Below are 25,106 nucleotides of genomic sequence, written 5' to 3' on the forward strand. Positions count from 1 at the left end.
ATCATGAACAGTCAGCTGCAGAAGATCTTCCAGGAATCGATCCCGGAAAATAAAATCGACAATGAATTATACACAAAATATGATGTAAAGAAAGGTCTTCGCAATGAAGACGGCACCGGTGTCTTGATCGGTCTGACCCGGATCGCGGACGTCGTCGGCTACAAGCTGGTCGACGGGAAAAAGGTGGACGATCGCGGTGAGCTGTACTACCGGGGAATTCCGATCACCCAGCTGTGCCGGAATCTCGATCAAGATCAGATCTGCGGTTATGAGGAAACATGCTTTCTGATTTTATTCGGCCATCTGCCAAGCCGGTCGGAGCTGGATCTGTTTACCGCTGAACTGCGCGGGCGCTACACGCTGCCGGAGGGCTTTCTGGCGACCAACATCCTGCGTTATCCAAGCATGAACGTGATGAACCAGATCCAGAAGGCCTTGTTGATGTTGTATGGAGAGGATCCTTTGGCTGACGATATCTCGGTTGCCAACACGCTGGACCAGGGGTTGTCGATCCTGGCGAAAATGCCGGCGATCCTGTGCTACTCGATGGCTGCGAAAGCGCATTTCTTTGAGAACAAGAGCCTGATCGTCCATCCGGTGAAGCCTGAGCTGTCGATCGCGGAGAACATCCTGTCCTTATTAAGACCCGATCAACAGTTCACCCCGCAGGAAGCAAAGATTCTGGATCTGATGATGGTGCTGCACGCCGATCATGGCTCCGGCAACAATTCCACATTTACCAATATCGTCGTCGCTTCCACCGGTACGGATATCTATTCCGCGATGGCGGCTTCCGTAGGCTCGCTGAAGGGTCCGCGCCATGGCGGAGCGAACATCTCCGCCCGGCGGATGATGGACGCGATGCTGAATCAGCTGGGGCTGGACGCCAGCGACGCACAGATCACCCGGATTTTAGAACAGATCATGGATAAACAGTTCTTCGACGGCAAAGGTTTGATCTATGGCATGGGCCATGCCGTCTATACCCTTTCCGACCCGCGCAGCGAAATCTTAAAAGCGCAGATTGAAATTCTGGCGCAGGAGAAAAACCTTTCCCGCTTATATCAGTTCTACCGCCGCACTGAAGAATTGGCAAAGCAGGTCATCTTGCGCCGCAAAGGAATTCATGTCAGCAGCAACATCGACTTTTACAGCGGGCTGGTCTATTCCATGCTGGACATCCCGGAAGATTGTTACTCGCCCTTGTTTGCCGCCAGCCGGATGGTTGGCTGGCTTGCCCACAACATTGAAAACAAGCTGTATTGCGACAAGATCGTGCGCCCCGCCGGCAAATACGTCGGCGACTTAGCTGATTATATCCCGCTTGCGCAACGTCAAAACCGCTGAACTTCAGCGGTTTTTTTGACAAATTATCGCCTTTGTCAACAATCACAGACATTTTCTCTTGACATTCCTTCTCCGTTCTTTATAATTTATAAATAGTTTACAAATAAACCATTTAAAGGAGCTGAATCTATGAATTTGACTATTTTGATTGTCACGATGATTGCGGGATTAGGCGCGGGCATTGCGACCGGACTGGCAGGCTTGTCGGCGGCCGCGGTTATCACGCCAATGCTGGTGACCTTGCTGGGCTTCAACGCTTATGAAGCCGTCGGGATCTCGCTGGCCTCCGACGTGCTGGCCTCGGCTGTTTCGGCCTTCACTTATTACAAACACAAGAATCTGGACATCCGCAACGGTTTGATCATGATGATCTCGACGGTGATCTTTACGATGGTCGGCAGCTGGCTGGGCTCGCTGGTGCCGCAGACGACGCTGGGCAGCTTCTCCGTCTGGATCACGATGATCCTCGGCATCCGCTTTATCGTCAAGCCGGTCATGAGCGCCAGCTCCAAAAATCAGACCCGCACCGCGAAACAGAAAGCGCTGTTATCGCTGGCCTGCGGCGTCCTGATCGGTCTGATCTGCGGCTTTATCGGTGCCGGCGGCGGCATGATGATGCTGCTGGTCTTAGTCAGTGTGCTGGGCTACGATTTAAAAACGGCGGTCGGCACCAGCGTGTTCATCATGACGTTCACCGCCTTAACCGGCGCTCTCAGTCATTTTGCGATCAGCGGCACGATCCAGTGGTTCCCGTTGATCAGCAGCGTCTTCTTCACCTATCTGGGCGCGATGATCGCCGCGCGCTTCGCCAACAAGGCGGAACCGAAAAAGCTCAATCAGGTCACTGGCGTCGTCCTGTTTATTCTGGGCGTATTCATGTTGGCGATCAAATATCTTGGCTGATATTAAATTTAGAAACTTCGTTTCCCATACGAAGTTTTTTTATTGGTTAAATGCGTTAAGGGCTACGTCAGGAGTCAGCCATCCAACATAGGATGAGCAAAGAGATTCAGCTTTGTTTGGAGTCGATTGACAAGCTTCGCTTTTTAAATTATAATTTTCGTTATATAACATAAGTTATAACAAGAAGATCTTGCCCATGCCGCCAAAGCCAAAAATTACGCGATCCATGATTATTGACGCAGCCTTTGAAATCATCAGAAACACCGGCATCGAAACTGTGAACGCCCGTACTGTATCAAATAAATTAAATTGTTCCACGCAGCCGGTTATGTACCATTTCAAAACCATAGAAGAATTGAAAAGTGCTGTGTATGACAAAGCCGATGCCTATCATTCCGCTTATCTCATGAATATTCACAGCGATAATCCAATGAAAGACATTGGTTTGAATTATATTCAATTTGCGGTAAAGGAAAAAAATCTGTTTCGTTTTCTGTTTCAATCCAATGAATTTTCAGGTAAAAACATGACTGAGCTGATTAACGCAGAGGAACTCCAGCCGATTCTTTCGATATTGTGCGAAGAATCGGCGGTTAATCCCGAACAGGCAAAGATTATTTTTCGCTCCTTATTTTTATTGGCGCATGGATATGCCAGTATGTTTGCGAATAACGAAATGGCGTATGACGAGCAAATTGTTTTGTCTGATTTGAGTTTGATCTATGCAGGCGCCATTAACACATTGAAAGGAGAAAATTAATGTACCCATTCTATAAGAAAAATGAATTGAATTTTTCTCTGATATTGATCATGGCTTACGTGGTTTCCCTCAGCTTAGCCGATAGCCTTTCCGCTTCGCTGGGTATCCTAAAGATCATTACTGCACCCATTTGCATCCTCTTCACTGTGTTTCTTTTATATTTTATTAAAAAGCTGAATCTTTGGGAGTATTACGGATTATGTTCTTTTCAAGGAAAATTGAGCGACTATCTGTATTTTATTCCTCTGATTTTCATCCTAAGCGTTAATTTATGGAATGGAATTGCCTGGAATACTTCTATGCTAGAAACTGTTCTCTTTACTATAAGTATGCTTGGTGTCGGATTTATTGAGGAAATTATCTTTCGTGGTTTTCTATTTAAAGCCCTGTGCAAGGATAATATAAAACTGGCGATTTTTATTTCAAGTATCACGTTCGGTATGGGGCATATTATCAACTTACTGAATGGCAAAACGTTGATCTCTACACTATTGCAAATATGTTATGCAACCGCCATTGGCTTCTTGTTTACGATATTATTTTATAAAGGCAAAAGTCTTTGGCCTTGCATCATTACCCATGGAATCGTTAATTCTTTAAGTATTTTTTCCGTAAATCATTCTTCGTTCATAAAAAGCGTAATCACCACTGCGCTATTATCGATAATTGCCCTTGCGTATGCACTATGGATAATAAAGAAAACTGAAAAGTTTGATGACGAAAACAGAGATAGGCTGTGATTATTTCATGACAAGAGAAAGTAGAAAAACAGAGAGTATTCCTTTGAGAAGGGATGAACTCTCTGTTTTATTTGTAAACGCGTTTGTCAGTTCAGTGATCTGAATCTTCTCATACTATAAAATTAGAACTTTTATATATTTTTACAATCAACGAGATTGACAGCCTTCCGGCAGATCCTGCTGATAAAACAGCTGGACAACTTTATCATCGGACAAGGATTCCAATGAAATCGTCTTATGATACGCCATATTCCCCGCAAGCGCATAGACGTCCAGCGACTTCGCAGTTTCGTTAATGTCCAGGGTTTGCGTATTGAAGTCATGATTCCGATAAAATTCGTCCAGTTCTAATCTCATGCCATTACGAATTTCGTCTAAAACAGCTGAATCGCGAACAGATTCAACGTCTGCCCGGCAGACGGGATTCACCCCTTCTCCACGCTGTTCGTCATACTGCAGGTAGATCATATCCACTTCGCTGATTTTCTCGATTTGCTGAACTTGAACTTGATAACAGAGCGTGTGAATTCCCCGATTGATTCCCCAGGCGGTTAATCCCAACACGAGAAAACCAAGGATTTGCTTCAGCGATACCTTCTTACTCTGCCGGCACAGCATCATCCCGCCGAAATAAATAACGATGAGCAACAACACTTTAAACGGCTGGCTTCGATATCCTGATCTGTCGCTCGTGCAGTTCAGCATCAATAAAAAGGAATACGTCAATAAGAAAACCGGCAGAACCCGCTTCGATTGAAAGTTTCTTCCGACATCTTCGTTTCGCTGCCGCAGACTGATCCGCAGGGTCAGCCACAGCACCGCAATGCTGATGAGAAAGACGACGCTGAATTCAATCCAATACAAGTTTATCCGGACAATCCCGGCAGTTAAAAGCGAATCAAAATCTTCTGACATTCTGTTAAAAGCATATTGCCATGGCGAGAAGAATTCGGGCATGAATGAACGATTGTCAAACAAAAGATGCCGGCTCAGAATCTCCGTTCCATCGTTAACGATAGCGATCGGCAGCATGATTGCTCCGGCTAGTGCGATCATGCCCTCAACGGCAGAGCGACAACAGCTCAGAATGAAGAGATTCACCGAAGTCATCAGAAGCAGACTGCCGCACTCATTCAGCAACAGTACCGTCATGGCGACAAACGAAAGGTTTTCCCTGACGGCAGCAACGAACAGGATGAGGCATGCTGGAACCAGAACCAAAAACAGGATAACGCCAAAGCGCACAAGGATCAACGTTTCCCGCCGGATCGGCAGCGCTCCGTAAGTGTAAGCCGCTTTTCGTCTAAACTGCCAGAACTGAAACACAAATGGAATGATCAGCGATATCACGGTAAGAACCATCGGCAAGGATTCGATGTTGATGAAATCAAACGCAAACAACAACTCAAACCCTGAAATCATCAGAAAAAGCGGCAGCGATTGCTTCATCAGATATCTAAAATATTTTTTCGTCATTTTCCCATCCCCTTTCTATACAGAAGCATTCTTCATTCCGCTTAACGAGCTTCCGCTGATCATCGCGGCTGGCAGCCTTCCGGCAGATCCTGCTGATAAAACAGCTGGACGACTTTGCTGCCCGACATTAAATCCACCGGGATATTCTTATAATAAGTTAAATTTTTATAATCATGAAAACGCACCTGCATTGCCCGCGAAGCATCGTCGTTCCAGTCATCATATTCATAATAGCTGGCATCTCGATAAATTCCTTCCAGCGAAGTTTTCATCCACCCCCGCAATTCGTTCAGCACTAACGGATCCTTTACCTGATCGACTTCGACCTTGCATAGCAAATTTTCGGGGATCATCCTCTTGTCGTTATATAAATAATATTCCATGGATACTTCGTTCATTTTTTGAATTTCTCGTTTCTCAAGACGGTAACAGAGCGGACGAATCCCCAGGTTCATCCCCCACGCGATCAATCCCATCGCCAGAAAACCAACAACCTCTTTACGCAACGGTCTTAAGCTTTGCCGGTAAAGCATCAGCCCGCCGAAATAAACAAGAATCATCAGAAGCGCCATTAAAATCCAGCTGCGGTTGCGCGGCAAACCCTGCGTGCAGTTCAGCATCAGCAGAAACGCATAAGCCGAGGATAAAACCGGCAGCACCCCTGCTGAGCGGAAGCCTTTCCCGGCCTCCTCATTGCGGAATTTCCGGCTTAACCGCAGAGTCAGCGTCAGGGCCGCCGCACCAATCAGAAAGACAAATCCTAATTCCATTCCATCCCAGCGCTCTCCCGTAAAAACGCCGGTTAAAAACGCCTGAAAATCGCCGCTCATCTTACTGAATCCATAGGTCCAGGGTGATAGAAAGTCCAGCCACTGAGGGCTGTTAAACCCAAACAGAAGATGCTGACGAAGGATATCAGACAGATTATTAAGGATCGTCACCGGTAACAAGAGATATCCGGCTAACGCGATGATCCCTTCCGCCGCTGAATGGCAGACACTCAGAATCAACAAATTCAGCGAAGTCATCAGAAACAGATGGCAGATCCAGTTCAACATCAGCGAGATCATCGAGGTAAAAGAAATGCTCTCGCGAACGACCACCGCGAACAGAAGAAGAATCGCCGGAACCAGCACCAGAAACAAAACAACGCCGATCCGGACAATGACAAATTTCTTTCGATCCATCGGCAGCGCCCCATAGGTGTACGCCGTTTTTCGCCGGAACTGCCAGAACTGAAACAGAAACGGAATTGCCAGCGATATGATGGCCAAATAGGCCGGAAGATTATCCGGATTGATAAAACCGAGCGAGAACAACAGTCCAAAAATCAAAATCAACGCAAACAGCGGCAGCGATTGCTTCATCAAATATTCAAAATACTTCTCCGTCATTCTCCTCAACCCCTTTCCAACTCGAATCTGTCATCAGGCTGAAATAATCCTCCAGACTGAGCGGCTGAACGTCGGCCAGCGCCGGGGACAGCCCGGCAATCACACTGCGGATCGCCTGTTCCTCTCCGCGCACAACGGCGTTCCAGCACTTTCCGATCTGCTCCATCTGAACGATTTCCAACGTCTTCAAATCCGGCTTGCGCTCCTGGAGAAACACCAGCTGCACGCGAAACAGATGATTCTCCAGCAGATCCTGCTGAGCGACGATCGTCTGATCCTTCATCAAGAAACAATGATCGCAAATTCCCTTGATCTCTTTTAAACTGTGTGAGACCAGCAGCACGCCCATCGATTCATCGCTGATCTTATCCGTCAGACACCGCATGAGATACCGCCGGACGTTCCAATCCAGACCGTCGAACACTTCGTCGATCATCAATAACCGCAGATCCAGACTCAGCGCGATGGAAAACAACGCCTGGCGTTTCTGACCTTTCGACAGGCTGCTGATCCGCAGCTTTTCCGCCAGCTGAAAATGCTTTAAATGCTGCGCGAACTCCTCCTCATCGAGCTGATAAAACATACTGTAAAATTCCTTCATCTGACGAATCGTGAAAAACTGACCTTCGTCAAAGTCCTCGCTGATCAAAAACAGCGCTTTCCGGTTCAGCGGTTCATGAATCAGATCTTTACCATCCAGTTCAATCCGTCCCGCTTCCGGCACCAGCACGCCCGCGATGCAGTTGAGCAGCGTCGTTTTCCCGGCACCGTTGGGTCCCGCCAGACCGCAGATCTGACCGGCCTGCACGCTCAGGCTGCAATCCTTGACGATTTCCTTCGCTTGAATCGACTTTGTTATCTTGTCAACAATCAACATTATTTTCCCCTTCCTTCCTTATGATTTCGATCAGCTCGTCCGTGCTGATCTTCAGTGTGCGGCATAACTTCAGCAGCTGCCGGACTTCCGTTTCCACACCGCAAACTTTTCCATTCGCAGGCCGGCCGCGGACAAACACCCCTTTTTTCGGCAGCGTATACAGCACACCTTCCGCTTCCAGTTCCTGATAGGCTTTCTGCACCGTGTTGGGATTGATATTTAATTGCTGGGCCAGCGAGCGCACCGAAATCAACTTCTCATCCGGCTGCAGCACGCCGGCTTCCACGAACCGGACGATCTGACGTTTAATCTGTTCGTAAATCGGTTCGTTGCTTTGCGTATTGATCAGAAACAAGCTCCCGCCTCCAATCTGTATCATCTGTACTATCTGTATTAACTGTATTACTATAAGTGAAAAATGTCAATCCTGAATTGACGCTTTTCTCCCTCCCTCCTCTTTTCTTTTTTCATCAGCCTTGTATAATCTAAACAGAAGGAGAAATCGGATTATGAAAATATTTGCCAATCATGCGCATGTGTTCCGCCGGGATCAGCGGGCAGACGGAACGGTCAGCGCTTTGCTTGAAGTCATGGATAAAACAGGAATTGAGAAATGCGTCTGTTTCGCGCCGTTTTACGAATGGGGTCTGGACTATAACCCAAACCTGTGGATGGCGGAAGAGCTAAAAGCCCATCCCGAGCTGACGGGCTTCGGCGTCGTGGACATCCACGGGCAGGATCTGGCCGGACAGGTCAGAGAAATCCGCGAACTGGGATTGAAAGGCATCAAGCTGCATCCGGCCTTCCAGAAATTTGCGATCGACGGACCGGAAGCGTTCCAGGTTTATGCGGCCGCGCAAGAAGCGGGATTATTCCTGTCGTTTCATACCGGCGTGCACTGGCATCGGATCAAGGATTATCAGCCGCTGCTGTTTGACGAAGTCGCCTGGAATTTTCCGGACTTGAAATTCTCGATGGAACACGTCGGCGGGTATTGCTTCTTTAACGAAGCGCTGGCCGTCATCCTGAACAACCGCGCGGAAGAAACCGGCAAATGCAACGTCTATGCCGGATTAACGAGCGTGTTTGACAACGACCGCAACCGCTTCTGGTATTTGGGCCAGGAGAAGGTGCGGACGCTGCTGCACATGACCAGCGATGAGCTGTGTCTGTTCGGATTGGATTTTCCTTACAACAACGCTGAAAAAATCACGGAAGCGATCGAAGAAATCCTGCGTCTGCCGATTGATGAAGACGCAAAGCAGCGGATCCTGGGCGGCAATCTGGCGCGGGTTCTGGGTGTTGATCTCTAACCTTGATTCTGGAATGTTAAAAATCTTGGAAAGCGAACAAAAAAAACTTGGTTGGCAGGCGGCCTTCGCTGTTTGAAAGGCCTCCTGTCCTCGCCAAGTTTTCTTTTCATTTCCGCGCTACGGTTCGATGATCGCGAAGCGTTTGTCAAAATCGGTGATGGTCTCCGTCAGCTCCGCGATACAATGGGGATCGCCGTCGATCTGAATCAGCTTTGCCTGCAGATCCTCATTGCGGCTCAGCATGGCCGCCAGCCCCATACGCGGCATCGTCAGCGTCGCCCGGGCATCTTTCTCGTGAAGCTCCGGATAAACTAACAGAGCGCCGTGAATCAGATGCACGCAAAACTTTTCCTGGGTGTCCGTGATTGCCAAGTTCAGCTTGATATCCTTGTCCTCCGCCTGTTCGCCGTCGATCAGAATACCCAGATAGTCCAGCATCATGCGGCTGTCCATACAGCGGGCCAGATCCCCGGAGTTTTTCGCCTGACGGCCTGTTTTTACCCCGTGGCGGAGTTCGTCCACGCCGTTGAGATAACAGTTGCGCCAGGGTCCGGATTCAGCCTGATAGCCCAGTTGTTCCAACGCATCCGCGCAAAGATAGCGGGCTTTCTGATGGTCAGGATGGACAAAGACAACGGCGTTGGCCAGCTGCGCCGCCCATTGATATTCACCCTTTTCCAGTGCTTTTTCCGCTTGTTCCAACACAGCCTCAAGGCCGCCGGCCAGCTCGATCAGCTTCTGCCCCTGCTCGGATGGGGGCAGCGGATTCAGATTGACCGGATTGCCGTCATACCAGCCCAGATAGCGCTGATAGACCGCTTTGGCATTGTGCGACAGCGTACCGTAATAAGGCCGGGTCGTCCACACCTTTTCTAACGACTTCGGCAGCCGGATCGTATGGGAAATTTCATTCGGCGTCAGGCCTTTATTCATATACAGCAGCGTCTGATCGTTGATGAACTTGTACACCGCCGCGGTTTCCTCCAGAATTTCGTTGACTTCCTGATTCCCCCAGTGCGGCCAGTTATGCGCCTGAAACAGCACTTCGGCCTCGCTGCCGAACAGCGCCCTGGCCTGCGTGATCGCAAACGCCCATGCATTGCCGTTACGGATCTGCGTGCCGCGCAGCGTATATAAATTATGCATCGTCGCATTGCACAGTTCAGCCATCCATAAGGCCTTGAACTGCGGCAGATACCAACACATTTCCGCCGGCGATTCTGTTTCCGGCGTCATCTGGAAAATAAATTCCACGCCGTCGATGATCCGTCTTTCCCCCGTCTTCCGGATTTCATCCGTAGGCCGGATAAACGTCACCGTCCCGCGCGACTGCCCCATCCCGATCCCCATCGCGATCGCGCCGGTTTCGCCAAAATCCAGCGCCGTTCCATACTGGTAACAGGCCCGCCGCTGCATCGCGTTCATCGCATAGACATTCTCGCTTGCGGCGTAATCGGTATAATGCTCGGGCACAATGATCGGAACCGAACCGTTTTGAACCGCTTCTTCACTGACAATGCCCTTGATTCCGCCGAAATGATCAAGATGCGGATGTGAAATCACAACGGCGGAAACCGGCCGCGTTCCAAGCACGGCATTGACTAAGGCCAGCGCCGCAGCTGAGCATTCGCAGCTGATCAGCGGATCGCAGACGATCCAGCCGGTTTCCCCGGCGATGACGGTCAGATTGGACATATCGTAGCCACGGACCTGATAAATTCCGTCGGCAACCTTGAACAAACCGGTCTGATGATTCAGCCAGGCGTTGCGGTACAGGCTTGGGTTGATCATTTCCACTTCCTGTTCCTGATCCAGACAGGCGATTCTCTGACTCCAGATCACTTCGCCTTCCGCGTTTTTGATTTCCAGGTTTTCTACTTTTTTCAGACAGTTGCGCAGTGCGCATTCTTTCTCATGCGGATCATCAAAATCCAGCAGCGTCTTCATCGCTTGATGAATCTGGCAGGTCGCCGCGCTTGCGGGTTTTGACAAATCGTTGTATTCCATAACTTATCCCTCCGTGCTTGATGATAAGAAACGGACTGCAGCTTGTCCATGGGCACTCTCCTGTTCTGTTTGATTTTTGGGCAGATTCTCAATTTGCCCAAAAGAATTTGGACAGCGGAACCGGGGTTTGTTACAATAATGAAAAAGGAGTGAGACCGATGGCGACTTCCGAACTGACCCGGCAGGCGCTCTTCAACGCCGTAGAAAACTTGATGCGCAAGAAATCGCTGGACGATCTGCAAATCGGACAGATCAGCGATGCGGCCGGCGTCAGCCGCAATACGCTTTATTATCATTTTTCCGATAAGTACGAAATTCTGGACGCCCTGTTAAAAAGCCGGCTGATCCCCGTTGTCGAACCGCTATTGACGCGGGAGAGTTGGGCGCGGTCTCTGGAAGCGGCGGCCGCCCAGCTGCGGCAGGATCCGGCGTTTACGATGCATGCCCTGCACACTTACGGGCGGGTCAATTTAGGCACGGTCCTGCGCGAGATTTACGAAGGCTTCCTGCGGCAGCAGCTGCAGCTCAGCCATCCGGATTTAAGCGCTAAGGAACAGGGGCTGATCGTGCGTTTTTATACGCATGCGATTGTCGGCTTGCTTCAGGATTGGATCAATCTGGGGATGAAGCAGGACGTCGGCGAAGCGATTGCCGTAATCACCCGGGCGATTCATGAAAACATCTTTCAATCCCGCAAAAAATAAAAATCCGCAGCGAATGAACTTCTGAAATTCATCCGGCACGGATTTTTTTAATTATCGGCGGCTGGCGCGCTGGCGTTTCGCTCTTCTCGCCAGGGCCCGGCGGCGTTTTTTATCCGCCCGCCGTTGTAAAACAAGGACGGTGATAAACAGGACTAACAGCGCGATCACGGCTGCCAGCGCCTTGATCATCAGCTGCGGCCAGTCTAAACCGTTCTGGTCGATCGTCATGACCTCAACCGGCGCCGCGTCTTCATATTGGTTTACGGTCTGACGGCTGACGAGCACAAACTGACCTAAGGCTTCCGTCGAGAAGGTCAGCGTTGAAGCACTCTGCGTCGTCGGCATCTGGATGACATCGCCCGCCTCCAACCGCCACACCGTTACCTTCTTTGAGCTGTCCCAGCCCTCCGGCAGACTCATCGTCACGCACAGAGGCGTGCGCAGCGTCAGCTTTTTGTCATAGTTCTTCTGTCCCGACACGCTGAACCATTGTTCAATCTCCGCGCCGTTGCCGCTGGCGATCGTCTTCACCTGGGCCTGGACCTCCGCCTCCGGTGCGGTTTCTTTTAACGTCAGCTTGTAGGTGTCCGGGATACCTTTTTTCTGTCCCGGGTTTTTCTGCGGCAGCGCCAGACTCAGTCCGGAAACCGCGAACTGGCTGTCCTTGGATTTCAGGATCAGCGAGCGCTGTCCGTCCAGCAGCGGTTTCAGCAGCGCATCCAGCGAACGGATCTGGGCGATCGTCCAGGCCGAAACCTCCGTCGTGTCCAGCCGCTGCTTCAGCTGGATCAAATCAGTCTTCTGCTGCTCCGTGACCGCCGCCGGATCAATCGCGTCGATCAACGCCTGAAGATCCTCTTTGAGCGCATCCTGGGCTTGGGTCAGCGGCTCGGACACCTTAATATCGTAACTGGTCGTCGCTGTGCCGACGCTCACCGTGACTGTCTGCGGCCCGTCGGCGTTCATATCAAATCCGCTCACCATGGAGCTGGTCAGCGGCTTCTCTTCCTGCGTTCCATCGGCATACTGTACCAGGACTGATCCCTCTTTGAGATCGATACGCGAACCGCTCGCAAATTGTTGCTTCGGCAGCGAAATCATCGAAATGGATTGGATTTCCTTATATTCAGCCGTATAAACGCCGTTGTTTTCCTGCCAGCCGACAAAGACGCCGCCTTCCCGGGTCGGTTCCGGCGCATACGGCTCGCTGTTTTCCAACAGATCGATTTCGATCCGGCTGCCGCCCTGCGGGAATGTTCCTTCACCCGCGTCAAAGACCGCGGATTTCAGCTGCAGCGTATTCAATCGGTCCGCGTTTAAAATCAGCTGAAAACTGGATGATGGCAGATAACCGATGCAGTCTTCAAAGCGATAGGTAAAATCTTCCGCCACCGCAGCTTCGCTCTGCACCTTATACCATGTGCCTTCTCCATTCTCAAGCTTTTCCAATAACACCAGCGCCAGCGGCGCTGTCTTCCCTGTCGTATAGAGTACTTCTGCGGAAGCGGCGGGTTCGCTCAGAATTTTAAGACTGGTGTTTTCCGTATGAATACCCAGCGTCAGCTGGTTCAGATCTTTCAATCCCATCGCTTCGTCCAGCTGCATATAATAGGAAGCTGCTTTCTCACCCCAATACGGATCAGAAGCATAGCTGACGTTCATCCCGCTGGCCTTGTCGCCGAAGAATCCGCCGTGATACTGGAACTTCTTCGGATTGAGATAACTGGCGGAAACATAGGTTTTGGCATGCGATAAAATGGAGCTGCTTAACTTGAAATAGCGCTTGGCGTTGGCCTCGACGTCGCTGTCATACGCCGCGTGGCCGAACAGATTGTTGCGCGTAAAGCTCAGAGAACTGCGGCCGCTGGCCGATTCGTTCATCGACAGCGCCAGCATCATTAACGCATTGGACCCATACAGCGACTGCGCCTGCAGGAATGCGCCTTCCTCACCATAATACAGCGACTGGTTCAGCGTATCGTGAACGGAATTGCGGTCGCGGTCCTGATAGGAAACGATCGACTGATCGATCCCCAGCGTCTTCTGGAAATAATCCGTCAGTTCCGCTTCCGTGTAAAAGGACAAGGACCGATGGGATAAATATTGATAATAAAAATAAAAGGGTTCGGCGGGATTGACTGACGACGCGGTGCTTCCCTTGCGATAATCCTGCAGCATCACCGCCGGATCTTCATAGAAGTAGTGACCGTCATAGCTGTAAAGCTGGGCAGCACTGCTCAAATATGCCGGAACCGGCCCCAGATCGATCATCGTCGCATAGCGCGAAGACGACTGACTTTGACGGATCTGATGATACAGCCGGCCGTCGCGGATCGTATAGCTGCTTAAATTGCCAGCCTGATCCAGCGGAACCAGCGTCACCTCTGCCAGCTTCACCCGGCCGCGCACGCCGGAAATTTTGAAATCCACCTGCATGCGTGTGAAATCGGTATCCAGCGCCGCACCGTCGGCGCCGTAGCATCCGTTGAGATAGCCGTCATTGCCCGTGTCGGCATCCTTGTATTCCGTGTTGACCTTGCAGCCTTCCGAGGCGAAGAAGACGATCCCCTGATCCAAAGCGATCAGCTTCCCATCCTGCCGCACGCCCAGATTGGCGACGCTGGCGTCATCCCGGTGCTTGGCATAATAATCCGCCGCGCTTTTCACAGTACTGAACGTCTGCAGGACAGTTTCCTGTCCATCGCGGTAATCAACAACTTCGATCACCGTCGTTTCCGCTTTGACCGGCGTTACCGGCAGCAACAGGCAGCACAAAAGAAACACCGCCCATTTTTTTCCTTGTTTTCTCATTTTTGACCTCCTGAAAGCTAGGGGGAACTCGCTTAGATTCATTGTAAAAGTTTTAGCGTCTGAAATCAACTCCGACCGCGCTGCCATTTCTTTCAATTTCAGGTCGGAATGAACGAATTGTTGTTTCTTTAGCCGCCTCCTGCTAACTACAAAGCGAAAAAGAAAGCGCAGGTTCTGCGCGCTGACCTGCAGGAATGCGCTGCCTCCCCTCAGTTTCAACCAGACTCCTTTCAAGCTTTTGGTCTGAAATCATTTCAGAGATCATTTTTTTCTCCATTCTCATTTTTAATATTTTTCTTTTTCGGTCTTCCAGGATAGGAGCGACATTTACGCCACACCGGGACGCGATCTTTTCCAGAAACAAAAAACGCCGGCTTTTTTCAGCTGACGTCTTCACTTTATTCCTGATCGGATTCCGGCCGCCACAACGGTTCGCGGAAACGTACCGGGCCGAGCTTTCCCTTGCGCAGCTCGGCGATCACCGCCGTGGCCTGACGGGTGCGGCGGTCAAACACCAGCGTCGCTTCGCGCAGCGTTAACGGCGAATTCTGCAGTGCCGCGATGATCTGCGCCAGCCGGTCGGCGCGGTGAACCAGATAGAACCGGCCCTTGTCTTTTAACAATCGGCCGCCCGCCGCAAACAGCGTTTCCAGCGTGCAGCCCGCTTCATGCCGGGCTGTCGCTAAAAAAGGATTGGGGTTGACGGAAGCCGGATCCGGCGTCGCGAAATACGGCGGGTTGCAAACGATCACATCAAACGGCAGATGACGGAACTCCGCCAGATCCGCGCAGATCAGTTCCGCTTCCAGACCGTTGATCCGCATGTTTTCCGCCGCCAAGGCCAGCGCTTGGGGAAGCAGGTCGACGCCGGTTAAGGAGCCCGGCGAAAAACGCGAGGCGTACAGCAGCAGCGCGCCGTTGTTGCAGCCCAGATCGAGCACGCTCTCGCCTTTTCTGACAACCATCTGCTCGCCCAAAAGCACGGTATCCGTGTTCATGCAGAACATGTCCTTGCGCTGCCACAGCGGCAGCTTCAGCTTCGGCAGATAATCCTGGCGCAGGTTCTGCCGCGCCTCTTCAGTTAAATTTTGATTTTCCATTCTGCCGAGCGCCGGATCCTAAACCAGAACCGGGAGCCCTTACCCTCCTCGCTTTCTACCGCGTACTCCGCGTGATGACTGTCCAGGATCGCCTTGACGATCGCCAGGCCCAGTCCGGTGCTGCCGCCGGTTGCCCGCTGATATTTTTTATCAATCTTGTAATACCGGTCCCAGATGTACGGCAGATCTTCTTTCTTGATTCCTTCGCCCTCGTCTTCCACCTCAACCTGAATCCAGTCGTTTTTTTCAAACGCGCGGATCGTGATCTTCTTTCCATCCGGCGTATGCTTGAAAGCATTGGACAGGAAATTATAGATAACCTGGCTGATTTTGACCTCATCGGCCGTCATCATCAAATTCCGCGGACATTCGATCACCAGCTGATAATGATGCTCGTCGATCATGACCTGGCACAGCGTGACGATGTTCTGGATTTTCTGGCTTAAGTTAAACGTACCGAGCTTCAGCTGATAGCTCCCCGACTGCATCTTCGAGAGCTCCGCCATGTCGGTCACCAGATGATCGAGATAATCAACCTCGCGCACGATGACGTCCAGATGCTCGTCGCGCTTGGCCGGGATATCGCCGGAGATATCGTGGATCATTTCGGCATATGCCTTGATCATCGTCAGCGGCGTCTTGATGTCATGCGAGACGTTGGCGATCAGATCCCGCCGCAGCTCGTCAACCTTGCTCAGCTTGTGCGTGGCATCGTTCAGCGTATCCGCCAGCTGGTCGATCTCGCTGAAATAGCTGCCTTCAAAATGAATATCGTAATGCCCCTTGGCCAGCTCGTTGGCGGAGTGCTTCATCTGCACGATCGGCCGCGACAGCTTTGTCGATATAAACAGAGAAATCACAATCGATAAAATCAGCGCGAAAAAAGCCAGAAAGAAAAACTGATCCTGAAAAATCGTCAGCGTGGAATCCAGCGGTTCCAGCGGACTGTTGACAAACAGGTAAAAATTCGCCAGATTGGCCTGCACCATTTTCCCATACAGAATCATTTCCTGATCACTGCGCTGATTCGCCAGCACTTCCGAGAGTTCCCCGTCGCTTAACAGCAGCAGCTCGCGCATCGCTTTTCCGTTGGTCAGGGGCTGCAGCTGCGTCGAACCGACGGTAATCGTCTGGTTGAAAATACACGAATCCCCCAGCGAATCGGAATTGTAGACCACGTTGCCGCTGTCGTTGTAAACGACAGCGCAGACATTGTTGTTAATCGCAAACTGCGAAGCTTTCTTGATCGTCGCCTCGTCCAGCCATTGATTGTCAATGACATACTCCTGAATCGTCGCCGCCACCTCTTTGATCGCCGAAATCTTATTGCTTCGATAATACGGCTTGATCAAAAGCAGCTGCGCCCCACCGACCAAAGCTAAAAGTCCGGCCGCAAACAACATGAAATACAGCCAGATATTAAACTTTATACCATGAAAATCAAGCTTCAAACTTATACCCCATTCCGCGGACGGTAACGATGAACTTGCGGTAGTCTTTTAAATTATGCCGCAGCATCTTAATGTGCGTATCGACCGTCCGGTCATCGCCGAAATAGTCGTAATCCCAGACTTCTTCCAGCAGCTTCATCCGCGATAAGGCGATATTCTTATTTTTAACCATGTATAACAACAGATCGATTTCCTTCGGCGTCAGATTCGCTTTCTCCCCGTCTACCGTGACGGAGCGGCCCTCGATATTGATCTGCAGCCCTTCAAAGCGCAGGACTTCGGTATCCTTGGTTTTGAAGCGTTCCAGAATGACCTTGACGCGGGCCATCAGCTCCTTTGGTGAGAAAGGCTTGACGACGTAATCGTCCACGCCCAGCTCAAAGCCGAACAGCTTGTCGTATTCTTCCTGACGGGCCGAAAGCATGATGATTGGAATCGGCTTAATCTTTTTAATCTGCTTGCATGCGGAAAAGCCGTCGAGCTTCGGCATCATGATATCGAGGATCACGCAGTCGAAATCTTCCTTCTCCACTAATTCCAGCGCCTCCAGTCCGTCGCTGGCTTCCGCGACTTCATAGCCGTTGATCAGCGCGTATTCCCGGACGACCTCGCGGATCATCTGTTCGTCGTCAACAATGAGTATTCTGGCCATGTGCATCATCCTTCCTTATGGTCAACAGTGTATCGTTTTATTGTGAATTCTGCGTGAAATCCGTGTTCAGCGGCTGCAGCCGGTTGACAAGACAGGAATCTTCCTTGTCCATCTTGCCCTGGAAGTACACGTACTGGCCTTTGTTCAAAAAGGCCGTGCTGCGGGCGTAAATGCTCGGCATGACGACTAAGTCGATCTGCGCGGTTTCATCCACGCCGACCGCAAACGCCATCAGATCGCCTTTTTTTGTACGATGCTGGCGCACCCGCTGCAGGTAAACGAAGCCTTCGATAAAACCGCCCTTCGCCATTAACCGGACTAACGGTTCGGTCTGGATCTGAAATTTCTTTTTGACCTGCAGAATCGGATGCGAGCAGAGATAAAAGCCCAGCGCTTCCCGCTCGCGTTCGCTGCGTTCGATCGGATCTTCCTTCGCCATCACCATGACCGGCTTGGATACCAGACCTAAGTCAATCCGCACCTGACCGCCGACTTCAATCCGCACTAAATCGCCGTAGCTGATCGCTTCTTCCAGCGACAGACGCAGACTCTGACGGTTGGCGTGGAACTCGTCCAGCGCCCCCGCGTCGATCAGCGCTTCGATCATCTTCCGGTTAAGCCTGCGCGTCAGCATCCGCGTGACAAAATCGTAGTAATCCTGAAACGGCCCGTTTTCCTGCCGCTCCGCCAACAGCTGCATGCAGGCGGCCGAGCCGATATTCTTAATGCCGAGCAGCGGATAGCGGATCGCTTCGCCCTCGATTAAATAACGCACGTCGCTGGCATTGACCGACGGGCCCAGAATTTGAACCTGATGCCGGCGGCATTCGTCGATATATTCGGCCGTCTTGCCTTCCGCGCCGATCACGCTGTTAAGCAGCGAAGTATAGAATTCCAACGGGAAATTAGCCTTCAGATAGCTCAGCTGATAGGCAAGCAGGCCATACGCTACGGAATGGGATTTATTGAAGCCGTAATTGGCGAACTTCAGAATCAATTCATAAACCTCATTCGCCAGCTTTTCTTCATAGCCCTGCTGAATACAGCCGCCGATGAATTCCTTCTGCAGCGACTGCAGCTCCTTGAGCTTTTTCTTGGACATCGCCCGCCGCAGCACATCCGCGCGGGCAAGCGAGAAACCCGCCATCTTCTGCGCCGTCTGCATGATCTGTTCCTGATAGATCATCACGCCGTAGGTACTTTCCAGGATCGGCTTGAGATCCGGATGCAAATAATGCACGGCTGACGGATCTGTTCGGCAGCGCAGATATTCCGGGATATTTTCCATCGGTCCGGGGCGGAACAGCGCGATTGTCGCGACGATGTCGTCGAAACACGCCGGCTGCATCTTGCGGATGAGATTCTTCATGCCTTCCGATTCCAGCTGGAAAATACCGACGGTGTCAACCTTCCTTAACAGCGCGTAGGTTTTCGCGTCGTCCAGCGGGATTTTCATAATATTCAAGGGTTGACGCTGATGGACGCGCTGAACGATATCGTCGATAATCGTCAGGTTGCGCAGTCCCAGAAAGTCCATCTTGATCAGTCCCAGTTCCTCCAGATGCTCCATCGTGTACTGCGTGGAAAGCAGGTCGTTTTCAATCCGGATTGTCGGACAGATCTGATCCAGCTCGGCGCGGGAAAAGACAATCCCGGCCGCATGGGTGGAAACGTGCCGCGGCAGGCCCTCGATCCGCAAGGCGGTTTCATACAGCTCCTGATACCGCCGGTCGGCATAGACCATCTGGTGAAACCGCGGATTCTGCTGAATCGCCGTCTGCAGCGTCATCTTAATCCCAAACGGCACAGCTTTGCAAAGCATGTCGACTTCTCTCAGCGGAATCTCCATAACCCGGCCGACATCGCGCAGCACCTGCTTGGCGCCCAGCGTTCCGAACGTCGCGATATGCGCGACATGCTTCTCGCCATACTTTTCAGCGACATACTGAATCACTTCGTCGCGCCGGTTATCCGGAAAGTCGGTATCAATATCCGGCATTGAAATTCGCTCCGGATTCAAAAATCGTTCAAAAAGCAATCCGTATTCCAGCGGATCCACATGCGTGATTCCCAGCACATACGCGACTAACGAGCCCGCCGCGCTGCCCCGGCCCGGTCCGACATAAATTCCCGCCTTGCGGGCAAACCGGATAAAATCCCAGACAATTAAAAAATAATCCTCAAAGTGCATCGTCAGAATGACGTCCAGCTCATATTTTAACCGCCGCAGATACGCCGGATCCTCAGGCTGTCCCTGCCGCCGCTTCTTCAAGCCGGCCAGACACAGCTGGGTTAAATACTGTTTCGAGGAAACGCCCTGCGGGCAGGGAAACGCCGGCAGCGTCGTCTTCGCCTGCGTCATCGTCACATTGCAGATTGAAGCAATGTGATCGCTCGCCTGCAGATCCTCGGCGTCGTACAGCTGTTCCATTTCCGCCGGGGTGCGCAGATAGCGGCCGTTGACCGACGGCAGCGTTTTATCGTTGATCGTCTTGGACAGCCGGATCCCGTTGACGATCTTAAACAACCGGGCATCCTCCGCTTGGCCATAATAAATCTTTGACAACGCGACAGTCGGAATTTCCTGCGCTGCGCAAACCTGCTTTAATAAAATATTCTTCAATTTCCAGAACGAGGCGTCGTTAAACGAGACCGCCATATAAAACAACGGCAGCTGCGTCTTCAGCCAGCCCAGCTTATCGCCCAACCCGCGGCGGTCTTCCTGAATCAATTCGCTTTCGGCAAAACCGCCTTCGCCATAGACAATCAGCACCCAATGCTCAAGATAAGGCTGAATCTGATCCAGCGTCAGCGCGTCCTGGCCGTCGCACAATCGGCTGGAAGCTGCCATCAGGCCGCCGAAGCCTTCGTCATCCCGCGCCAGCACCGTCATGGCGACCGTTTCCTCTTCAATGTTAACCAGGATTTCCAAACCGAAAATCGGTTTGATCTGTTCTCTTTGACAACACTTCCAGAATTCCATCGCGCCGTGCATCACGTTTTCGTCGGTGCAGGCAATCGCCTCATAACCGGCTTGTTTCGCCAGCGCGACTAACTGCGGCACTCTCAGGGTGCTGTTTAATAAGGTATAACAACTTCGCGCATGCAGATGAACACTCATTTTTCAGCACTCCCTTCTTTACTTTATTTTACCATAAAGCGGCCCGCTCAGCCACTGCTTCAACTCAGCGGGAACTTCCGTCAGCCGATTTATCCTACTTGTTTCCTCGGATCTAAAAGGCATTGTTTTCTTTTTTTACGCTGTTGTTTTCTTTTGAGTTAATTATACGAGATTCCTCAAGCCTCGTCAATTTCAAATTGAATTTTTTTCTAGTTCTGATTGAAACCTGAAATTTACCCCTTTTCTCCTGGTCCATTCTTCAAAAATTCCTCTTCCTTATTTATAAACCTTTTACCTTCGTCAATTTTCCATGCCTGCGATCATAATCAAAATTCACCCTTTCTCACAAAGTCGACAAACCGCCGATTCTGTAAGTGGATATTAGTTTACTTCTAATTCAGATCGCGTTAAAATTAAGCATATAAGGAGTGAGGAACTATGAAAATTGCCTTTGTTACCGACAGCGGCATCGGAAAAACCGCGGCGGAAATGGCAGCCGATGGCATCATCAGCCTGCCGCTTCAGATCAGCGTGGACGGCCGCAGTCTTCAGGATATGGAAGACATTGACAAGGATCAGCTGATCGCTCTGCTTCAAGAGCAGAAGGTCATGGCGACATCGCTGCCCGCGTTGGGCCGGATCCAGGAATGTTTTGAACAGTTAAAAGCTGAGGGGGTGGAACTGATCTTCGCCGTCCCGATCTGCAGCGGTCTGTCCGGCACGATCAGCGCGATGCAGACAGCCGCCGACCAGATTGGACTGCCGATCATCACAATCGACACGCACGTCACGGCGGTCGTTCAGGAATACCTGATCCGCACTGCCAAGCAGATGGCCGAGGCCGGCGCCTCCATGGAAGAAATCCAGGCCGCCTGCCAGCAGGTGATCGACACGACCAACACGCTGATTCTGCCCAGCGATATGCAGCATTTAAAACGCGGCGGACGGCTGACGCCGCTGGCCGCTACCTTAGCGGGATTATTAAAGATTAAACCGATTCTGGAGATCAATCAGCATACCCAGGGCCGGATCGACGTCAAGGAAAAGGTCAGAACCTATACCCGTGCGCTGGAGCGGGCTGTGCAGATCATGAAGGAAGACAACATCGACGAACATTATTCGATCACCATCGCGCACGTCGACGCGCCGCAGACTGCCGAACAGCTGGCCGCTATCCTGCGCCGCACCTTCCCGAAAACCGAAATTCAGATCATTAAGCTCGTCAATGTCGTCGCCGTTCACACCGGCTTGAACACACAGGCGATTCAATATTTCAGAAAGCTGGATTAGCCGTCAATCGCGACGGCTTTTCTGTTGCTTTAAAACGTGAAGACTGTGTGAACATTTCATGTGAAATCATGTGAAGTCTGTAAACACGTGTTTACAAGACCACAAAATTCTGTATAATAGTTTGCATGAGGTGATAACGATGGAAGAAGCGATTCGCAGTGTACTCGAAGATTTGTTTGATCTGCAGCCGCTGATGCTCAACCGGTCCATGGGGATCGCGCAGAACGAGAACTTCAGCCCTGTTCAATTATATGTTTTATTCACGCTGCAGTGCCGCGGAGAAATGACGCTGGCGGACTGCTGCCGGCAGACGTTGATTTCCAAACAGCAGCTGTCCAAGCTGATCGACGGTTTAGTCACGCGCGGGATCGTCGACCGCAAACCCAATCCCAACAACCGCCGCAGCATTCTGATCTCCGTCAGCCCTCAGGGCGGTGAAATCATGCGGCAGTACAAGGAGAAGCAGATCCGCCATCTGACGCCGTATTTCGCTCAGCTCAGCGAAGACGAACTGGCGTCGCTGCACCGCAGCTTCAAAGATATTACGCAGATCATGCGTAAGCTTCATTATAAGGAGAACGATAACCATGCTTGAAAAAATTAAAAACGCACTGTTCCGCTTTATGAACGGACGCTATGGCACCGACGCGCTGAACAACTTCCTGTTATTCGCATCCCTGGCCGTCCTGCTGATCAACACGCTGACCTTCAAAAGCGTATTTCTCGGTCTGCTGGGCGACGTGCTGATCTTCGGTTCGCTGTTCCGCACGCTTTCCCGCAACATCTGGAAACGCCAGAAAGAAAACATCAAATTTATGGAACTGACCCGGCCGGTCCGGTCCGCCTTCTCGCTGATCAAGAAAAACGCCGGCGATAAGGAACACAAATATTTCAGCTGCCCGCATTGCCATCAAACGGTCCGCGTGCCGCGGGGACACGGGAAGATTGAAATCACCTGTCCGCGCTGCAAGACGACCTTCGAGAGAAAGTCGTAGGGCGCGATGATGGGATCTTTCGTTTATTTTTTCATTCTGTTAATTATTCTGCAGGTGCTCTCGCCGCTGCTTTACGCCTATCCGATCGTCGGACTGTTGTTATGGGTCGGGATCATCGGCTGGTTTCTGTACCGCAATAAAAAACAGCGCGAGGCTTTCTACAAAGCGCAGCAACAGCAGCAGGATTATTATCAGCAGCAACAGCAGCAGGACTCCACTTCCTCGCAGACTTTCCAGTCCCGTCCGCACGTCGATGAAAAAGACGTGATCGACGCGGAATATACCGAGCGGGAAATCAAATAGCGCAGCCCTTCCGCAAGGAAGACCGGCTTTCTTCTGGATCCACCAGATTCAAATCCATCACGAAAAGACAATCCGCCGGTCCGGGTTGTTTTTTTCTGCGTTCACTGCCTTCGTTTGCCTGTTTCTCATGCGTATCCGCCGCAGTTCCTCACCTGATCGCCGCCGATCCCCTTCCGCCCGGCAGATTTCCACTTATTTTTCACATTGCGCTGGCATAGAGCCCCGGCCAAATTCATACACTTCAAATAGCTAAGGGAGGAAGTTATGGAAACGACAGAAATTTTGAAAAACATCGGTGAAAGAACTGGCGGCGATATATATTTAGGCATTGTCGGACCAGTACGGGTAGGCAAATCCACTTTCATCAAAAAGTTCATGGAGCAGGCCGTCATTCCGTATGTCGAAGACGAATACGAAAAAGGACGGATGATTGATGAACTCCCGCAATCCGGAGAAGGCAAGACGATCATGACGACCGAGCCGAAATTTGTCCCGAACAACGCCGCGACGATCGCTTTCGACGACGGCTTTACGGTCAAGGTCCGGTTAGTCGACTGCGTCGGTTTTGTCATTCCGGAAGCCAAAGGCTACAAAGACGAAAACGGCATGCGGATGGTGCGGACGCCGTGGTATGACGAGGCGATCCCGTTTAATGAAGCGGCCAAGACGGGCACGCAGAAGGTCATTCAGGATCATTCTACAATCGGCATCGTGATCACCACCGACGGCTCGATCGCAGATCTGCCGCGTGACTCGTATATCGAAGCCGAAGCCGAGGTCATCGACGAACTGACCCAGATCGGCAAGCCGTTCATCATCATCGTCAACTCCAAGGATCCATCATCGATTCAATGCCGCAGCGTCGTCGATAAATTAAAGGAAAAGACCCAGGTTCCGGTTCTTCCGATGGCAGTCAACCGCCTGGACGAAGACGATATCCATGCCCTGCTGCGGGAAGCGTTATATGAATTCCCGGTTTCGGAAATCAACGTCCAGATGCCGAAATGGGTTTCCGTTTTAAGCGACGAGCATTGGCTCAAACAGAGTGTTAACGGTTCGATTGAGGAAAGCATGAAGGCGATCACCAAGCTGCGTGAAGTCGAAGGCATCGTCGATATTCTCAACGAGAACGAATATGTCGAGAAAGCCAACCTGGCGACCGTCGATACCGGCAAAGGCGTCGCCGTCGTCGATCTGGAGGTCAAAAGCGGACTCTACAACCAGGTCTTAAAGGAAATCATCGGTCAGGACATCACCGACAAAGCACAGCTGATGCAGCTGATGCAGGAATTCGCCGAAGCCAAGCGGGAATACGACGCTATCAGCAGCGCTCTGAAAATGGTCAAACAGACCGGCTACGGATTCGCTTCCGCTTCCCTGCATGACATCCAGCTCTCCACCCCGGAAATCGTCAAGCAAGGCGGCCGCTACGGCGTGCGCATCAAAGCCATCGCTCCGTCGATCCACATGATCAAAGTCGACGTAGAAAGCACATTTGAGCCGATCATCGGATCAAAAGAACAGAGTGAGGAACTGGTCAGCTATCTGCTTCGCGATCAGGAAAGCGATCCGCAGGCCATCTGGGAATCGGATATCTTCGGACGCAAGCTGGCCGATATCATTAAGGACGGCATGAACTCCAAACTGTCAATGATCCCGGAAACTGCCCGCATCCGCCTGCAGGGAATCCTGACGAAACTGATCAACCGCGGCAAAGGCAACGTCATCGCGATTGTTCTGTAGCCTATAAAAACACAAAGAAGCCCGGACATTCCGGCGCTTCTTTTTTAACGGTGCTTTGCCGCCTGACCCGCGGATATTCGAGAATTTCCCGTCCTGCGTGAACTTTTTCTCCAGATCGA

Annotated in this window: 21 protein-coding genes; 11 read left to right on the forward strand and 10 right to left on the reverse strand. The window is 51.3% G+C overall.

Annotated elements, in window-relative coordinates; all coding sequences use genetic code 11:
* Positions 1 to 3 precede the first annotated feature (3 nt).
* The 4 genes from DWY25_RS00175 (at position 4) to DWY25_RS00190 (ending at position 3,750) form a co-directional block, all read left to right on the forward strand.
* Positions 4 to 1,347 carry a citrate synthase gene (locus DWY25_RS00175; protein WP_117892196.1) on the forward strand — a complete coding sequence of 448 codons (1,344 nt, stop codon included), beginning with the start codon at positions 4 to 6 and terminating at the stop codon, positions 1,345 to 1,347.
* 129 nt (positions 1,348 to 1,476) lie between these two features.
* The gene (locus DWY25_RS00180; protein ID WP_006060361.1) at positions 1,477 to 2,250 is read left to right on the forward strand and encodes a sulfite exporter TauE/SafE family protein; all 774 of its coding nucleotides are present in this window, start codon (positions 1,477 to 1,479) and stop codon (positions 2,248 to 2,250) included.
* Positions 2,251 to 2,446: 196 nt separating this feature from the next.
* On the forward strand, positions 2,447 to 3,010 hold the full coding sequence (locus DWY25_RS00185; protein WP_117892198.1) for a TetR/AcrR family transcriptional regulator: 564 nt from the start codon (positions 2,447 to 2,449) through the stop codon (positions 3,008 to 3,010).
* Positions 3,010 to 3,750, forward strand: coding sequence for a CPBP family intramembrane glutamic endopeptidase (locus DWY25_RS00190; protein ID WP_117892200.1), 741 nt, complete (start codon positions 3,010 to 3,012; stop codon positions 3,748 to 3,750). Before DWY25_RS00185 ends, DWY25_RS00190 begins: the two co-directional genes overlap by 1 nt.
* Positions 3,751 to 3,897: 147 nt before the next feature.
* Here the strand turns inward: DWY25_RS00190 and DWY25_RS00195 are convergent, their stop codons facing one another.
* From DWY25_RS00195 to DWY25_RS00210, 4 genes are read right to left on the reverse strand one after another with little or no spacing between them, the layout of a single operon-like run.
* Positions 3,898 to 5,226 carry a transporter permease gene (locus DWY25_RS00195; protein ID WP_117892202.1) on the reverse strand — a complete coding sequence of 443 codons (1,329 nt, stop codon included), beginning with the start codon at positions 5,224 to 5,226 and terminating at the stop codon, positions 3,898 to 3,900.
* Positions 5,227 to 5,285: 59 nt separating this feature from the next.
* On the reverse strand, positions 5,286 to 6,620 hold the full coding sequence (locus DWY25_RS00200) for a hypothetical protein (RefSeq protein ID WP_117892204.1): 1,335 nt from the start codon (positions 6,618 to 6,620) through the stop codon (positions 5,286 to 5,288).
* Positions 6,601 to 7,497: an ATP-binding cassette domain-containing protein gene (locus DWY25_RS00205; protein WP_117892206.1), complete on the reverse strand. Its 897-nt coding sequence runs from the start codon at positions 7,495 to 7,497 to the stop codon at positions 6,601 to 6,603. Before DWY25_RS00205 ends, DWY25_RS00200 begins: the two co-directional genes overlap by 20 nt.
* Positions 7,484 to 7,852, reverse strand: a complete 369-nt coding sequence (locus tag DWY25_RS00210) for a GntR family transcriptional regulator (RefSeq protein ID WP_072683373.1) — start codon at positions 7,850 to 7,852, stop codon at positions 7,484 to 7,486. Before DWY25_RS00210 ends, DWY25_RS00205 begins: the two co-directional genes overlap by 14 nt.
* Before the next feature lie 154 nt (positions 7,853 to 8,006).
* Between DWY25_RS00210 and DWY25_RS00215 the strand changes: the two genes are divergently transcribed.
* Positions 8,007 to 8,810 carry an amidohydrolase family protein gene (locus tag DWY25_RS00215; RefSeq protein WP_117892209.1) on the forward strand — a complete coding sequence of 268 codons (804 nt, stop codon included), beginning with the start codon at positions 8,007 to 8,009 and terminating at the stop codon, positions 8,808 to 8,810.
* A 117-nt stretch (positions 8,811 to 8,927) separates the two neighbouring features.
* Here the strand turns inward: DWY25_RS00215 and DWY25_RS00220 are convergent, their stop codons facing one another.
* The gene (locus DWY25_RS00220; RefSeq protein WP_117892211.1) at positions 8,928 to 10,817 is read right to left on the reverse strand and encodes an alkyl/aryl-sulfatase; all 1,890 of its coding nucleotides are present in this window, start codon (positions 10,815 to 10,817) and stop codon (positions 8,928 to 8,930) included.
* 158 nt (positions 10,818 to 10,975) lie between these two features.
* Here DWY25_RS00220 and DWY25_RS00225 point away from each other — a divergent pair, with 158 nt between their 5' ends.
* Positions 10,976 to 11,521, forward strand: a complete 546-nt coding sequence (locus tag DWY25_RS00225; protein WP_181981619.1) for a TetR/AcrR family transcriptional regulator — start codon at positions 10,976 to 10,978, stop codon at positions 11,519 to 11,521.
* A gap of 51 nt (positions 11,522 to 11,572) precedes the next feature.
* Here DWY25_RS00225 and DWY25_RS00230 read toward each other — a convergent pair whose 3' ends face one another.
* The 5 genes from DWY25_RS00230 to dnaE all read right to left on the reverse strand — a co-directional run bounded on the left by DWY25_RS00230 (position 11,573) and on the right by dnaE (position 20,656).
* Positions 11,573 to 14,332, reverse strand: a complete 2,760-nt coding sequence (locus tag DWY25_RS00230; protein ID WP_181981620.1) for a glucosaminidase domain-containing protein — start codon at positions 14,330 to 14,332, stop codon at positions 11,573 to 11,575.
* Between the two features lie 398 nt (positions 14,333 to 14,730).
* Complete coding sequence (locus tag DWY25_RS00240; protein WP_117892218.1) at positions 14,731 to 15,432, reverse strand: tRNA1(Val) (adenine(37)-N6)-methyltransferase; 702 nt, start codon at positions 15,430 to 15,432, stop codon at positions 14,731 to 14,733.
* Positions 15,414 to 16,883: a sensor histidine kinase gene (locus DWY25_RS00245; protein WP_117892221.1), complete on the reverse strand. Its 1,470-nt coding sequence runs from the start codon at positions 16,881 to 16,883 to the stop codon at positions 15,414 to 15,416. Before DWY25_RS00245 ends, DWY25_RS00240 begins: the two co-directional genes overlap by 19 nt.
* On the reverse strand, positions 16,873 to 17,535 hold the full coding sequence (locus DWY25_RS00250) for a response regulator transcription factor (protein WP_039865057.1): 663 nt from the start codon (positions 17,533 to 17,535) through the stop codon (positions 16,873 to 16,875). The genes DWY25_RS00245 and DWY25_RS00250 overlap by 11 nt, the downstream gene beginning before the upstream one ends.
* Positions 17,536 to 17,572: 37 nt before the next feature.
* Positions 17,573 to 20,656, reverse strand: coding sequence for a DNA polymerase III subunit alpha (gene dnaE / locus DWY25_RS00255; RefSeq protein WP_117892223.1), 3,084 nt, complete (start codon positions 20,654 to 20,656; stop codon positions 17,573 to 17,575).
* A 438-nt stretch (positions 20,657 to 21,094) separates the two neighbouring features.
* Here dnaE and DWY25_RS00260 point away from each other — a divergent pair, with 438 nt between their 5' ends.
* The 5 genes from DWY25_RS00260 to spoIVA all read left to right on the forward strand — a co-directional run bounded on the left by DWY25_RS00260 (position 21,095) and on the right by spoIVA (position 24,987).
* Positions 21,095 to 21,946 (forward strand): DegV family protein, encoded by an 852-nt coding sequence (locus DWY25_RS00260; RefSeq protein WP_006060344.1) that lies wholly within the window; start codon positions 21,095 to 21,097, stop codon positions 21,944 to 21,946.
* A 139-nt stretch (positions 21,947 to 22,085) separates the two neighbouring features.
* Positions 22,086 to 22,541, forward strand: coding sequence for a MarR family winged helix-turn-helix transcriptional regulator (locus DWY25_RS00265; protein ID WP_117892225.1), 456 nt, complete (start codon positions 22,086 to 22,088; stop codon positions 22,539 to 22,541).
* The gene (locus DWY25_RS00270) at positions 22,534 to 22,941 is read left to right on the forward strand and encodes a hypothetical protein (protein ID WP_006060342.1); all 408 of its coding nucleotides are present in this window, start codon (positions 22,534 to 22,536) and stop codon (positions 22,939 to 22,941) included. The genes DWY25_RS00265 and DWY25_RS00270 overlap by 8 nt, the downstream gene beginning before the upstream one ends.
* 9 nt (positions 22,942 to 22,950) lie before the next feature.
* The gene (locus DWY25_RS00275; RefSeq protein ID WP_147336639.1) at positions 22,951 to 23,244 is read left to right on the forward strand and encodes a hypothetical protein; all 294 of its coding nucleotides are present in this window, start codon (positions 22,951 to 22,953) and stop codon (positions 23,242 to 23,244) included.
* Between the two features lie 264 nt (positions 23,245 to 23,508).
* Positions 23,509 to 24,987, forward strand: coding sequence for a stage IV sporulation protein A (gene spoIVA, locus DWY25_RS00280; RefSeq protein ID WP_006060339.1), 1,479 nt, complete (start codon positions 23,509 to 23,511; stop codon positions 24,985 to 24,987).
* Positions 24,988 to 25,106: the final 119 nt, after the last annotated feature.

This window comes from Holdemania filiformis, from assembly GCF_003459085.1.
GTDB lineage: Bacteria > Bacillota_I > Bacilli_A > Erysipelotrichales > Erysipelotrichaceae > Holdemania > Holdemania filiformis.